This is a genomic window from Cellulomonas sp. (genome assembly GCF_015234515.1).
Lineage (GTDB): Bacteria > Actinomycetota > Actinomycetes > Actinomycetales > Cellulomonadaceae > Cellulomonas.
The window spans coordinates 382,528-396,305 of the sequence record NZ_JADGMY010000028.1 but is presented as its reverse complement, the minus strand read 5'-3'; the positions used below and the strand labels follow the sequence as shown (position 1 = coordinate 396,305).

At 72.8% G+C, this 13,778-nt stretch carries 12 protein-coding genes; 7 read left to right on the top strand and 5 right to left on the bottom strand.

All coding sequences use genetic code 11. From position 1 onward, the window contains the following. Positions 1 to 4 precede the first annotated feature (4 nt). Complete coding sequence (locus IR158_RS15385) at positions 5 to 343, bottom strand: TraR/DksA C4-type zinc finger protein (RefSeq protein WP_291814325.1); 339 nt, start codon at positions 341 to 343, stop codon at positions 5 to 7. 178 nt (positions 344 to 521) lie between these two features. On the opposite strand from IR158_RS15385, the gene IR158_RS15380 reads away from it, so the two are divergent. Genes IR158_RS15380 through IR158_RS15365 form a run of 4 tightly spaced genes read left to right on the top strand, consistent with a single transcriptional unit; the run spans position 522 to position 5,738 of the window. Then, a complete protein-coding gene (locus IR158_RS15380; protein ID WP_291814323.1) occupies positions 522 to 905 on the top strand; it encodes a cold-shock protein in 384 nt (127 codons plus the stop codon). Positions 906 to 907: 2 nt separating this feature from the next. Then, positions 908 to 1,861 carry a DUF3027 domain-containing protein gene (locus IR158_RS15375; protein ID WP_291814321.1) on the top strand — a complete coding sequence of 318 codons (954 nt, stop codon included), beginning with the start codon at positions 908 to 910 and terminating at the stop codon, positions 1,859 to 1,861. Further along, positions 1,858 to 4,899, top strand: a complete 3,042-nt coding sequence (locus IR158_RS15370) for an ATP-binding protein (RefSeq protein WP_291814320.1) — start codon at positions 1,858 to 1,860, stop codon at positions 4,897 to 4,899. Before IR158_RS15375 ends, IR158_RS15370 begins: the two co-directional genes overlap by 4 nt. Positions 4,900 to 4,955: 56 nt before the next feature. Further along, positions 4,956 to 5,738 (top strand): CAP domain-containing protein, encoded by a 783-nt coding sequence (locus IR158_RS15365; RefSeq protein WP_291814318.1) that lies wholly within the window; start codon positions 4,956 to 4,958, stop codon positions 5,736 to 5,738. Between the two features lie 6 nt (positions 5,739 to 5,744). On the opposite strand, the gene IR158_RS15360 is transcribed toward IR158_RS15365, so the two are convergent. Together IR158_RS15360 and IR158_RS15355 are read right to left on the bottom strand one after the other, a co-directional pair. Continuing rightward, positions 5,745 to 6,035, bottom strand: coding sequence for a DUF2530 domain-containing protein (locus tag IR158_RS15360; protein WP_291814316.1), 291 nt, complete (start codon positions 6,033 to 6,035; stop codon positions 5,745 to 5,747). Between the two features lie 24 nt (positions 6,036 to 6,059). Beyond that, positions 6,060 to 6,629, bottom strand: a complete 570-nt coding sequence (locus IR158_RS15355) for a low molecular weight phosphatase family protein (protein ID WP_291814314.1) — start codon at positions 6,627 to 6,629, stop codon at positions 6,060 to 6,062. Between the two features lie 467 nt (positions 6,630 to 7,096). Between IR158_RS15355 and IR158_RS15350 the strand changes: the two genes are divergently transcribed. The 3 genes from IR158_RS15350 to IR158_RS15340 all read left to right on the top strand — a co-directional run bounded on the left by IR158_RS15350 (position 7,097) and on the right by IR158_RS15340 (position 11,016). Next, positions 7,097 to 8,848, top strand: coding sequence for a DUF4012 domain-containing protein (locus tag IR158_RS15350; RefSeq protein WP_291814313.1), 1,752 nt, complete (start codon positions 7,097 to 7,099; stop codon positions 8,846 to 8,848). A gap of 79 nt (positions 8,849 to 8,927) precedes the next feature. Then, positions 8,928 to 9,452: a peptidase gene (locus IR158_RS15345; RefSeq protein WP_291814311.1), complete on the top strand. Its 525-nt coding sequence runs from the start codon at positions 8,928 to 8,930 to the stop codon at positions 9,450 to 9,452. A gap of 295 nt (positions 9,453 to 9,747) precedes the next feature. Next, positions 9,748 to 11,016: an O-antigen ligase gene (locus tag IR158_RS15340; protein WP_291814310.1), complete on the top strand. Its 1,269-nt coding sequence runs from the start codon at positions 9,748 to 9,750 to the stop codon at positions 11,014 to 11,016. Between the two features lie 131 nt (positions 11,017 to 11,147). On the opposite strand, the gene IR158_RS15335 is transcribed toward IR158_RS15340, so the two are convergent. Together IR158_RS15335 and IR158_RS15330 are read right to left on the bottom strand one after the other, a co-directional pair. Next, complete coding sequence (locus tag IR158_RS15335) at positions 11,148 to 12,407, bottom strand: glycosyltransferase family 4 protein (RefSeq protein ID WP_291814308.1); 1,260 nt, start codon at positions 12,405 to 12,407, stop codon at positions 11,148 to 11,150. Beyond that, a complete protein-coding gene (locus tag IR158_RS15330) occupies positions 12,404 to 13,651 on the bottom strand; it encodes a polysaccharide biosynthesis C-terminal domain-containing protein (protein WP_291814306.1) in 1,248 nt (415 codons plus the stop codon). The genes IR158_RS15335 and IR158_RS15330 overlap by 4 nt, the downstream gene beginning before the upstream one ends. Positions 13,652 to 13,778 lie beyond the last annotated feature (127 nt).

Genomic DNA, 13,778 nt, shown 5'->3' with positions numbered 1-13,778 from the left:
CCGGTCAGGAGTGCGCGACGCAGGTGGTCGCCGTCGGCCGGGCCTCCAACCGAGCGTCGTCGATCGCCTCGCCGCCCACGACGCACCTGCCGTAGGTCCCGGCGTCCACGCGCGCGAGCGCCGCGTCCACCTCGGCGAGGCGCCGGCCGGCGGCCGCCCCGAGCGCCTGCAGCTGGGCGCGCTCGAACGCGATGGTCGCGCCCTCCGGGTCGTGCTCGTCGTCGACGTTGGCGTCCCGCGCGGCGTCGACGACCTCCTGGCGCGCGTCACCGAGGCCGGTCAGCCGTCCCAGGGTGTCGGCCCGCAGCGCCAGGAGCAGCTCACGTGCGCGCTGGTCGTCCACCGTCCTGGTCTACCACCGGGGTGGGCCGGTCGGCGGTGACGGGCGCGTGGGCGGGTGCCGGGACCGGGCCGCGGGAGGGGTTCGCGCGCGGGAGTAGGGAATCGACGTGCGCGGCCCGGTAGCCTGGTGACGATCTGCGGGAGTGCTCGCGGACGTGTCCGGCGCTGAAGGAGCAGGAGTGCCCACCGGCAAGGTCAAGTGGTTCGACACCGAGCGTGGATTCGGCTTCATCGCGAGCGACGACGGCGGTGAGGTGTTCCTGCACGCCTCGGCACTGCCCGTGGGGGTCAGCGACCCCAAGCCCGGCACGAAGGTCGAGTTCGGCGTCGCGGACGGTCGGCGTGGACCGCAGGCCCTGTCCGTCACCGTGCTGGACCCCGTGCCCTCGGTCGTGAAGGCCCGCCGTCCCCCGGCGGACGAGATGGCCGTCGTGGTGGAGGACCTCATCAAGGTGCTCGACAAGATCGGCAACGACCTGCGCCGCGGTCGCTACCCCGAGGGCCAGCGCTCCGCCCAGTACGCGTCGTTGCTGCGCGGCGTCGCCGACAAGCTCGAGGCCTGATCGTGGCTGCCGTCAAGGACGCCGTCCTGGAGCGTGCCGTCGACCTCGCGCGTGAGGTCGCGCTCGAGATCGCCGAGGAGCCCGAGTACGTCGGGGAGTACCTCGGTGCCGTGCGCGAGGCCGAGCGGCTCGTGTCCCACCGGTTCGCGTGCACCGCCCGCGGGTACCGCGGCTGGGCGTGGACCGTCACCGTGGCGCGCGTGCCGCGCGGGCGGACCGCCACCGTCTGCGAGGCGGAGCTGCTGCCGGGCGAGGACGCGGTCCTCGCGCGGCCGTGGGTGCCGTGGTCGGAGCGTCTGCGCCCCGGCGACATCGGCCCCGGCGACGTCCTGCCGTTCCGTCCCGACGACCCGCGCCTCGAGCCCGGCTTCACCCCGACGGGCGACCCCGAGATCGACGAGGTGGCGATCGACGAGCTCGCGCTCGCGCGGGTCCGGGTGCTGTCGCCGCAGGGTCGCGCGGAGGCTGCGCAGCGCTGGTACCGCGGGTCCCGCGGGCCCGCGACGCCCGGCGCGGTCGCGTCCGCTGGCGCGTGCTGGTCGTGCGGGTTCATGGTGCCGCTGCAGGGGTCGCTCGGGCAGCTGTTCGCCGTGTGCGCCAACGAGTGGTCGCCCGACGACGGCAAGGTCGTCAGCCTCGACCACGGTTGCGGCGCCCACTCGGAGACGGACGCCGAGCCTGCCGCCAGCGAGTGGCCGGCGCCCGACCCGCTCTTCGACGAGCTGGCGATCGACGTCGTCGAGCGCACGGACGGCGCGAAGTCCGGAGCCACCTCCCCGGCCGGGTCCGAGCCCGTCGTCGACGTCACCGAGGCCGCGGACACCGAGGTCGCGGACACCGAGGCCGCGGATACCGAGGTCGCGGACACCGAGAACGCCGAACCCACCGACACCGACCCGACGGACACCGAGGCCACGGAGACGGACGCCGACGAGCGTCCCGCCGACGAGGCGTGACCACGGACGTCTTCGGCACGGCCGCGCTGCGCGGGGCGGTGCTGGAGGCGTGGCGGGCGTCGCCGGCGCGGTTGCGGGAGGACGCGAACACCGAGGAGGACCACGCCCGCGGGTACTACCGCGACCGCGTGCTGGTCGAGCTCGCGCAGAACGCCGCGGACGCCGCGACGCGCGCGGGCGTCGGCGGTCGCCTGCTCCTGCGCCTGGCGACGACGGACGAGGGCACCGCGGTGCTCGTCGCCGCGAACACGGGCGCACCCCTGGACGCGGCGGGCGTCGCGTCGCTCGCGTCGCTGCGCGCGTCGTCCAAGCGGGACGCCGGCACCGGCACGGTCGGGCGGTTCGGCGTCGGGTTCGCGGCGGTGCGGGCGGTGTCCGACGAGATCACGGTCGCCTCGACGACGGGCGCGGTGCGGTTCTCCCTGGCGGACACCCTCCAGGCCCTGGAGGACACCGCCGCCCAGGAGGCGGCGCAGGGACGTCCGACCCTCGCGGACGAGGTGCGCCGCCGCGACGGCTCCCTGCCGGTGCTGCGGCTGCCGTGGCAGGCGGAGGCCCGGCCGCCGTCGGGGTACGACACGGCCGTCGTCCTGGAGCTGCGTGACGCGGTGGTCCGGGACGAGGTCCGTTCGCTGCTCGAGGCCGTCGACGACGTGCTGCTGCTGGCGCTGCCGGGGCTCGTCGAGGTGCTCGTCGACGTCGAGGGTGACCCGCCGCGCCGCCTGGCGGACGTCCACGACCGCTGGGACGTCCTGACGGCGGAGGGCGAGGTGCCGCTGGCGCTGGTCGCGGACCGTCCGGTGGAGCAGCGTGGCGCGCGGTCCTGGCGCGTGACGTGGGCGCTGCCGCGGGGGGACGCGGGGCAGCTGCCGCACGTGGTGCACGCGCCGACGCCCACGGACGAGCCCTGCTCCCTGCCCGCGCTGCTCGTGGCGACGCTGCCGCTGGACCCGTCGCGCCGGCACGTGGCACCGGGCCCGCTGACGGACGAGGTGCTGGCCCGTGCGGGACAGGCGTACGCGGAGCTCGTGGGCCGGGTGGCAGCGGACGGGCAGGACGCGACGGCGCTGGTCCCGACGGGTCTGGCGGCCGGTGCGGTCGACGCCGTGCTGCGGGAGCGGGCGCTCGAGGCGCTGGTCCGCACGCCGCTGCTCGTGCCCGCGTCCCCGCAGGACGGCCTGGTCGCGCCCCTGCGTGCGACCACGGTGCGCGACCTGACGGACCCCGCGGCGGTCGCGGCGCTCGGCACGGTGGTGGGCGGTCTGGTGCGCGTCCCGGCGTCGGGTGCGGCGGCGGTGCGGGTGCTGGGCGTCGAGGAGCGCACGCTCGCGGAGGTCGTGGACGAGCTGCCGACGGGCGGGGACGTCGACTGGCCGGCGCTGTACGACGCGCTGGACGGTGCGGCGCAGGACACGACGGCGCGCGAGGGTCTGGCCGCCCTTCCCGTGCCGCTGGTCGACGGCCGCGTGGTCCGCGGACCGCGGGGCGTGGTGCTGCTGGACGACGACGTGACAGGCCTGGCGCCGGCCACGCTGGCGGCGTTGCGCGAGTGGGGCCTGCGTGTCGTGGACCCGGCGGCGGCCGCTCCGTTGCTGGCACGACTGGGGGCGCAGCGCGTGGACGCCGCGGCGCTGCTGGCCCACCCGGCACTGCGGGCAGCCGTGCTGGGGCAGGCGGACGACGACGACCTGGAGCACGCGGACGAGGTGACGGCCGCCGTGCTGGACGTCGTCCGCGCCGCGGGGACCGTGCCCGCGGCCGCGGTCGGGTGGCTGGGCCTGCTGACGCTCGACGCGGCCGACGGGGAGCCGGCGCCGGCGCACGGGTTGGTGCTGCCGGGCGGGCCGGCGGCGCGGCTGCTCGACGACCGGGTCCTGGCGCCGGTGGCGGCCGACGCGGTCGAACGCTGGGGTCGCGAGGTGCTGGCCGCCGTCGGCGTGCGGGACGACCTGGTGGTGACGACCGTGCCGGACGTCGTCGCGGGGGTGGTCCCCGACGACGAGGGTGACGACGGAGCCTCCCTGGCGGCCGCCTCGCTCGACGGCTGGGCCGAGTACGTCGACGACCTCGCCGAGGTGCTGGACGTCGGGGCGTACTGCGGTGACGTGCCCGCGGTCGCGGACCTGGACGCCGTGGACGACGAGCGCTGGCCGGAGCTGCTGGCGCACCTGGCCGGCACGCCGGCGCTGCGCGCGGCGCTCGTGACGCCCGTGCGCGGCGAGGGCGCGACGGCCACGGGACCGTCGTACACGGCGTGGTGGTTGCGCGAGCGCGCCGACCTGCCGCTGCCGGAGGTGTTCGCGCTGCCGGGCGCGTCGGGGCTGCCTGCGGCGCTGGTGCCTCCGGTGCCCGACGTGCTCGCGGCCCTGGACGCGGACGTGCTGCGCGCGCTCGGCGGGGTCGGGTCGCTCGCGGAGGTCCCGGCGGCGCGGTGGCCGGCGGTGCTGGAGCGGCTGGGCCCGGTCGGCGCGTCCGTGCCGCTCGACGTGGCGGGGCACGTGTGGCGGGCGTGGGCGGCGGGGGCCGGGCCTGACGAGGCGCCCGCTGTGGTGGTGGCGCTGACGGCGCCGGGTGTCGCGCACGTCGTCCAGGACGCCGTGGTGGCGGACGACCCGCGGTGGTGGCAGCGCGCGGGTGCGCACGACGTGCCGGTCGTGCCCGTCCCGGTGCCGGGCGCGGACGACGACGCCGCGGCTCGGGTCGCGGACCTGCTGGACCTCCCGCTCGCGTCGTCGCAGGGTGACGGGGACGTCGCGGGCGACGGTGAGCCGGAGGACGTGCCCGAGGCGCTCCTCGTGCTGCTGCCCGACGTCCCGCCGGTGTGGTGGCGGCACGACGAGCTCCGGGTGGGCGGTGCGCCCGTCGGCTGGTGGGTCGTCGGCGCGGGAGTGCAGGCACAGGTGCACGCCGTGCACGTCGCGGGTCTGGCCTCGGGCCTGGCGTGGGCGACCGGTCGGTGGGGCGCGCGCGGGGAGGTCGAGGCTCTGCTCGCGGACCCGGACGACGGTGACGCGGCGCTGTCGCTCGTGCTGGGATGAACCGCCCAGAAGCATAGGAACTACCGATATAGGTCACGGTCGGGTAACGTCCCCTCGTGCCCGTCGCTCAACGCCGCGAGATCCGACGCTGGCGCGAGCGTCGGGGTCATCGACGTCGCCGGGTGCGGATGGTCGGGTCAGCGGGGATCCTCGTCGTCGCGCTGGCGCTGATCCTGGTCGCCGCACCCGGCGCGCACGCACCGACGGAGCACGTCGCGCTCTCCCTGACGTCCGGGGACCTGGTCGGGCGCCTGCAGGACCCGGTCTCCCGCAGCGGCGAGCGCAGCGGCGCCCCCGAGCCGACCGAACCGCTGCCGGCGACGAGCTCGGCCGTCCCGCCGACCGCCGACCCGGAGCCACCCCCGGCCGACGAGCCCCCTGCCCCCGCCGTGCCGGCACCCGAGCCGCGCGACGCCGCCCGCCCGACCGCCGGGGGAGCCGCTGCCGACGCGTCGGGTACGACGGTCGCGTCGGACCAGGGCGGGGCGATGTCCGCCGAGATCGTCGCGCTGACCAGCGCGGAGCGTGCCGCTGCGGGGTTGCCGGCCCTCGGGGTGTCGTCGTGCGCCACGCAGCAGGCGGCGGACCGGTCGGCGCTCCTGGTGGCCGAGGGGCGCTTCGAGCACGACCCGCTGGGGCCGATCCTCGAGGCGTGCGCGTCGGGGACGGTGGGGGAGAACCTGTCGCTCGGCTACGCCTCCGCGCAGGCGGCCGTCACGGGGTGGATGAGGTCGCAGGGGCACCGCGAGAACATCCTGCGCGCGTCGTTCTCGCAGATCGGCGTGGCGTGCACGCAGGGCGCTCGCGGGTGGCTGTGCGTCCAGGTGTTCCTGGGCTGAGCCGCGTCAGGCCTTCAGGTCCTGGTCGCCCGGGCGGACCATCGCACCCGAGCCGTCCGCCGCCAGGCGCCCGTTCTTGCGAGCCCACAGCACGCCGACGAGCCCGAGCACCACGCCGGCCGCGCACATGCACGGCCACGTGCCGGGGACCGTGCCGACCAGCCACAGCACGCCCGTGACCAGCAGTGCGACTCCCCAGACCGCGGTGCCGGCGCCCATGACCTTCGCGAGGTCGACGTCGATCGGCGGGGGCGGGGTGCGCTGGGGGTGCATCAGGGTGGACAGGACGGAGGGCACGTGGTGATGGTAGTCCGCGCCGCCTCAGTCCCGTAGCGCCCTCGTCAGGGTGCTGAGTGCGGGCGCCATCGCGTCGTACGACGCCCGGTAGACGGCCTCGGTGCCGCCGATCGGGTCCGCGACGTCGTCCGTGCCGGAGCCGGCGACGTGCCGCACCGCGGCGGCCAGGCCGGGCAGCGCACGCACCCGGGCGCCGGGCGTCGGCCCCGCGCCGTGCAGGGCCTGCGGGTCGACGTGCGCGACGAGCCGGGCGATCTCGAGCAGCGTGAAGGTGCGGCGCACCGCGCTCGGGACCAGCTCGACGACCTGCGAGCGGTGCGCGCGCGTCAGGGTGATCACGAGGTCGGACTCGCGGATCATGTCGGCCGTGAGCTGTCGCGCGGCGAACCCGGCAGCCTCGGCGCCTGCGGCGGTGATCAGCGGGACCATGGGAGCGGAGACCGCGTGCCCCACCACGGCGCGCGTCCCGGCCGACGTGACCTGCACGTCCGTGCCCGCGAGCCGGGCCGCGAGCACGCGCTCGACGACGGGGGACCGGCAGATGTTGCCCGTACAGACCGCGAGGACGCGGGCCGGGGGCTCGGTGGACGTCATGGCGTCCGATGATGCCTGACGTGGGACGTCGGCCGGGCCACCGCAGCGGGCGATCTGCCGGCACGACGCGTCGCGTCGTCCCGTCCGTCCGCATACGTCCGGGTACGAGGTGCGGCGGGCGTCCGGCTCGTAGGGTGGAGTGCGTCGCCCCGGCCCCGGTGTCGTGGTGCGCGGCGGCTACGATCGCCCACGGACGCACCAGGGGGGTGCCCCGAGTACCGAGGTGTGGGGGGCGGAGGCGGCGCGTGGCTCATCCCGGTTGGGGCCCGGAGTGGACGACGCAGGCGATCCCGGTCGTTCCCGAGGCGTCCGCGGGACGTCGCGGTCCGGGGCGCCGCGGTCCGCGACTGCCCAGGCGGCCCGGTCGCTCGTCGCGTGGACCCGCTCGGCACCCGCGACGACGCGGGACGGGGCGCGGGCTGTCGACCGCCGACATGATGCGCGGCGCCCATCCCCGCCGACGTGGGGTGTGGCTCGGGCTGCTCGCGGTGTCGTTCGTGCTCGGCGCGTCCGTGGCGTGGCTCGCGTGGTCGGCGCTGGACGCGCGGGACGCGCTGCTGGCCGCCAGGACCGAGGTGGGGCTGCTGCAGGAGCAGGCGCGCGCCGGGGACGTCGACGCGGCGCGCGCCACCCTCGTCGCCGTCCAGGACCACGCCGCCACGGCACGCTCGCGCACGTCCGGCCCCGTGTGGGCCGTGACCGCCGCCCTCCCGGGCGTCGGCCCCGACGTGCGCGCCGTGCAGGCCGTCGCAGGTGCCGTCGACGAGCTCGCGCAGGACGCGCTGCCGTCGCTCGTCGACGCCCTCGAGGTGGTGGACCCCTCCAGGCTCGCGCCCGTCGACGGCCGGATCGACCTCGAGCCGCTGGTGGCGGTGGCGCCCCGGCTCGCCGTGGCGGACGACGCGGTGCAGTCGTCCCTCGGACGGCTCGCGGACGTCGACACCGGGCGCCTGCTCCCGCAGGTCGCCGAGCCGGTGGAGCTGCTGCGAGGCCAGCTCGCCGACGTCGGCGCGGACACCGCCACGGCGGCGCGCGCTGCCGACCTGATTCCCGCGATGCTCGGGGCCGACGGGCCGCGGCAGCACCTTCTGCTGGTCCAGAACAATGCCGAGCCGCGAGCACTGGGCGGTATTCCTGGAGCGGTGATCCTGCTGCGCGCCGACGCGGGTGCGGTCGAGCTCGTCGAGCTGCGCAATGCGTCCGGCGACCTGTCCGGCCTGCCGGAGCCGGCGCTGCCGCTGACGGACGTCGAACGGTCATTGTTCGGTGAGCAGCTCGGCATCTACATGGCGGACGTGACGTTCACGCCGGACTTCCCGCGGGCTGCGGCAATGGCGGAGGCGATCTGGGAGCAGCAGGTCGGCGGTGACATCGACAGCGTCGTCTCGATCGACACGGCCGGCCTGGCCGCGATGCTCGGTGCGACCGGTCCGGTGGCGATGCCGCCGGGGCCCGTGGCGGACGCGACGGGCGGGAGCCTGACGGTCGACAACGCCGTGGAGGTCCTCAACAACACCGTCTACCGCCTGGTCGAGGACTCGACCGAGCAGGACGCCTTCTACGCCACGGTGGGCGCTGCGATCTTCGACGCTGCGCTCCAGGGGGTCGGCGACCCCGCGCAGACGGTGAGTGCGCTAGCAGGGGCCGCGAGCCAGGACCAGCTGCACCTGTGGTCCTCGCACCCTCAGGAGCAGGCTCGCCTCGCCGGGACGGTGCTCAGCGGCGAGCTGCGGGGCGTGCGCGACGGGGCCCCCGTCCTCGGTCTCTACGTCAACGACGGCACCGGCTCGAAGATCGGGTACTACCTGCAGGCCGACGTGCAGGTGAGCCCTGGTGCGTGCGCCGCGGACGGCACGCGGCTGGTCGACGCGGCGGTGACCTTCACGTCGACCGCACCGCCCGAGGTCGTCGACATGCCCCCGTACATCAGCGGCGGGCGGGTGCTGGACCCCGGTCGGATGCGCTTCAACGTCCTGGCCTACGCGCCCCGCGACGGCGTCGTCGAGAAGGTCGTGACGAGTGACGGCCGGCAGGGCGGTGCGTCGCACCTCCACGACGACTTCTTCGTCATCGCGAGAACCATCGAGCTCGACCCCGGCGAGTCGGTCGTCGTCACCTACGAATTCCGTACCGGACCTGGTCAAAGCGGGACACCGGAGATCTCCATGACCCCGCTGGTCGACCACCGGGTGAATGTGGAAGGTGGGTGGCTTTGTTGAGGATCCTGCGTATGCTGTCGGTTGATCGTATTTTCTAGGGTGGGACGGCGCTGCCGCGAAGCCCAAGGGGGGGTCCCTGGTGAACCGTCGTCTTCTTGCTTTCGCCGCCGCTGCGGCGATGATCGTCATGCCCGCCGCTGCGGCCCAGGCGTACGTCGCACCCGGCGTCGACCTCGAGGTGAGCGACTCGACGCCCGCAGTCGGCGAGTCCTTCCAGGTCGTGTTCGAGGGTGCCACGACAGGTGAGGCCTACACCCTCACCATCACGTCGAGCCCGGCATCGGTGCCGAGCGGCGACATCGAGATCGCCGGCACCGCCTCGGCGACCAAGACCGCCACGAGCGACTCCGTCGCCTTCACGGTGACGCTGCGGTCGGCCGCGAGCTACCGGGTCGCCATCACCGACTCGACAGGTGCGCTGGTCGCCGACTCGACCGTCGTCGTCGGCGCGCCCGGCGGGTCCGCGTCCGGGTCGACCGGTGGTGGGGCGCTCGCGACCACGGGTTCGGAGCCGCTGGTGCTCGGGCTCGGGGCTGCAGCGCTGCTCGCGCTGGGCGCGGGCACTGTGGTGATGGTTCGACGCAAGCGGCACGCACAGCCCTGATCTGATCGCTACCACGAGAAGCTGGGGGCGCGTGCGCCCTCGGCTTCTCGTGCATCAGGCCGCGGCACGAGGCCCGGTCGTGATGTCGCGGCCTCGCTCGGGAAGGCCGGCTCGGGGATGCTGCACAGCGGGCGTCCGCCCGCGATCTGTGCTGGGGTGCCCGTCTTCGCGATCCCCCGATGTGAAGGACTCCCCGTGCCGCGTCTGGACAAGATGACGCACGTGATGGCGGCCGGCGGATCCTCGAACGTGGAATCGGGTACGGGACCACGGCACAAGAGCTCGGAGGTCGTAGGTGAGCGCTTCACCGGCACTGGCGCCGACGGGGGATGTGGCTTGCGCCCATGGTGAGACGGCGGAACCGTCGCTGGCGACAGACAAGCTGTCTCTCCTCGACAAGCAACGACTTGCTGTCCTTCTTGTCCTCTACATCGCACTCCTTGCGGGGGATTTCTCCCTCATTCGTCTAGGCGGGCCGGACGTTGAGCTGCGTTTCCTTGGGCTCGCGCTCGCCACGTTTCTATTCGTGATGTTCCTCCCTGCTACGGGCGTGTCTCGCGGGGTCGGTGTGTCTGCTGTCGGACTGGCCTTCAACGGCTTCTTCCTGTACTTGGCGGTGTCCGCGACGTGGTCCCCGCCAGGTGATAGCTGGGCACAGCCACTCCTCGACGTCGTGGTGATGGCGGTAATGATTTCCATGAGCGTATTCGTCATGAGCCGCATGACGATCGGAGCGCTGAGGCGCGTGTGGACGTGGCTCCTTCTGACGGCTGTCATATATCTTGGCGCCGCCCTTGCGGGCGGCCCCGGCGACCAGGGTAGGTACTCGGCATTTGGTGGCGGCCCCAACGTGTTTGTCCGAGTCATGCTCCTTGGTGCGATCGCCTGCTTGGCGATCAGCAGTCTCAAGAACAGGCGATGGCCACTGCTGGTTCTTCCTGGAATGTTCACCGGAGTGGTCCTGTCAGGGTCGCGCGGTGGCATGGTGGCCATCTCTGCGGTGCTGGCCGTCGGTGCCATCCCGCTCGCGCGTCGGCTTGGAGCGCGGAAGTTGATCGCCGCAGCGGCCGTACTTGCGGCGGCGGGCGTTGCGGCATATCGTCTCGCGCCTTCCGATCTGGTGGATGGGATATATCATCGGATCTTCGTCCAGACCCTTCAGCAAGGCTATGACTCGGGCCGGTCCGTCTACTATGAGAAGGCTTTTGATCTCTTTGAGCAGAATCAACTCGTCGGAACGGGGATCGGTGGATTCACGTCGGCGACGCAGCTGGTCTACCCTCACAACCTCGTGCTCGCAGTGGGGGCCGAGGGCGGACTCGTCGGGCTGCTTGCTCTCGTGGTGGCACTGGCTGTCCCGTTGACGATTGCGTGGCGCGCGCGAGCTGTCTCCCGCGATGTCGCCTTCGCCGTTGCCGGCGCCTGTGCGATCTTGATCGCCAGCCTGTTCTCAGGTGACTACTACGACACCCGGTTTCTTTGGTTCCTGCTAGGGATGGCAGCCGTCACGGCTCGCTGTTGTGTCAGGTCGCCTCACCCGTCTCCATCCGGCGGCAGCGGCTGAGGAGTCGCGTGCTGGGCACGGTCATCTGTCGGCATCCGACGAGTCAGTTGACCACCGGCAAGAGACGCTCGCGCCTGTCGCCAGCGTGCGGCAGAACGACTAACTGGCGGCGGTCGGCCGGCGGTGCCGATCTACGTGTCTCGACCTGCTACATCGATCTCGGGTCGAGTGAACGTCGGGCCGACCGCGGCCTCGAGCGTGTCGAGAACACGAGCTGCTGAGATGTCACGGCTGTACTCCTCGACTCCGATGCGCTTCGCGCGCTCGCCATACTGCTGACGCTCGGCAACGGGTAGCGAGAGCCACGCGTGAATTTCGCGAGCCGCTGCCGGGGCGTCAGATTCAGGAAGAACGAGGCCGGTACGAGCTCGGGCGATGATCTCCGCCTGCCAGCCGCCGTGGTTGATGGCGATCGGCCTGCCGGCTGCCATCGAGTCGAAGAGCTTGTTGGCGCTGTTGCTGGCCAGGACCGGGATCGGAATCCAGAACGAGGTGCACAGAGTGGCAGCGCTCAGGATGGCGGGAAGATCCTGCTTCGGTACCGGGTCAAAGAATCGTACGCTCGTGCCGTGCACGCCGAGCGTCTCCGCGAGTGCCTCGGTCGCCGGACGTTCTGAACCCTGTCCGTAGATAGCGACGACGGCGTCGGACCCAAGTTCCCTGAGCTCCGATGCGATTTCGACGAGGTAGGTCAGTCCGTTGACCTTCCCCAGCGTGCCGCAATAGACGAGGAGGGGTCGGTCCGCGAGCCAGTCGCGCTCCTCGCGGAAGCGGAGCCCTGCCTCGGCGGGGACGTCAAAACGGCCGACGTCCGCTGCGTTGGGCGCGACTACGAGCTTCTCAGGTGGCACGCCTTGGGCGATGATCTCCGAGGCCATGTCGGGCGAGAGGGCGACGATCGTCTTGGCACGACGGTACGCGAGCCGTTCGAGAAGAACTGCGGCGGAACGCAGGAGGGGATTGTGGAGGTACCCCAGCGCGATCGGGATCGCGGGCCACAGGTCGCGCACCTCGAACACGAGGGGCGAGCGCCGGAACGCGGTCGCGTACATACCGGGGATCGCAGTGGTCAGTGGAGTGCTCGAGGCGAACACGACGTCGCCGCGCAGTCGGCGAGCGAGCACGCTCGCCCGCATCGCGTACGTGAGGAACGCTCTGATTCGCTGCCAACTGGGCATGGTCTGCCGGTACGCAGCGGGGATGAGGTGAACCGTGAAGCCGTTGACCCGGCGCACCTCGACCGTGCGATCACCCGGGTCCGGGTCGCGACGGGTCGTCACGACATGGACGTCGTGGCCCGCCTCGGTAAACCGGGTCGCCATCTCGTAGGGTCGGTTCCCGCCGACCATGTCCGGCGTGTTGAAGTACTGCTGAACGTAGATGATCTTCACAGCGTCGCCTCTCCGGAATGGGTGCTCCGGTCCATCGCAGAAGGGGATCGATGTAGCGCCCAGGCGCCCGCGGCCAGACACACGGCATACCCGATGACCGATCCCATGGCGGCACCCATCGCGCCCCAGGTGGGGATCAGGGCCACGTACATCGCGACGGCTGCCAGCATGCCCGAGATCTCGACGATCGAGACCTGCGTCGACTGTCCGCGCGCGACGAGCAGACCCTGCTGGACGCGCGTGGCGGCGTAGATGGTCGTGGCGCACCCCAGGACCGGGATCAGCATCGTCGATGCGCGGTACGGCTCGGGGAGGAAGACGACGACGGCCACGTACGTGACACCTCCGCCCACGAGAGAGAGGGCGAGCGCCAGGACTGTGGCTCTCGCGACCAGCAGGCCGGCGCGGAGTGCGCGTCCTTGCTCCCGCCAGCGGCGCAGGGACGAGTCCACCCACTGCTTGACGGGCCAGCCCGCGATCTCCATCGCGGTCGCGACCACGATGTAGAGCCCGAGTTCCGACACCGAGGCGAGGGCAGGGAGCAGCAGGCGGTCCGACCGCAGCATCGCCGTGTTGCCGAACGAGGCCGGGAGCAGGCGCAACCCCTGCCGCCGGACCACCGCGAGCTCGGCCCGAGCGTCCTGGTCGATCGGTCTGGCGCCGCGAGCCTGCGCGAGGAGGATGGCAACGGCCGGCAGGGAGACGATGATGTACGCCCCGACCCAGAAGCTCGGATCACCGATGTCGAGCAGGACGAGCAGGGCAGCGAGCGCGAGAAGCACGATCTGTGACACGACGGCCGTCACCAGAAATGGCTTGGCTGCGTTGCTCGCGATGTAGGCGGCACGCACTGCCCTGACGTACGTGTTGCCATAGGCATACAGTGATCCGAGAACGAGGATCACCGCGACCTCGATGTGCCCGGTGAGGTAGAGGGCCATTCCCGTCACGAGGCCCGCCGCCGGGAGCAGCACGCTGAGGCGCATCAGGGAAACGAGTTCGCGCGCAACCTGGGGGAAACTGCCCGAGCGTCGCGCCACGTACGGCGACTCGACACCCAGCAGTGCCGCCGTCGTGGCCATGTACGAGAGCTGGAGTGCAAGCGCGAGCACGCCTCTGTCCGCCGGGGCCATGACCTTGGCAGCCAGGATGTTGATGCCGAATGCAGCTCCCGCGGCGACGACCTGGCCGAGCAGCAGGACACTCGTCCGGCTGGCTGCCGCGTGGCGGAGCCGGGTCGACACTGCGGGCTGGGGACCCGCGGACGCCTTCGGCGGGTGGTCCGTCACCTCACGGCGCTCACGAAGTGCGGCAGCGCCGTGCGGTCTTGCGCACTGGGCACTGGACGTCGGCTGCTGGCTCGCCTGGCAG

Coding starts and splice junctions, on each gene's coding strand:
- IR158_RS15355 (WP_291814314.1), bottom strand. CDS start 6,629: ATGACGTCCACCGAGCCCCCGGCCCGCGTCCTCGCGGTCTGTACGGGC.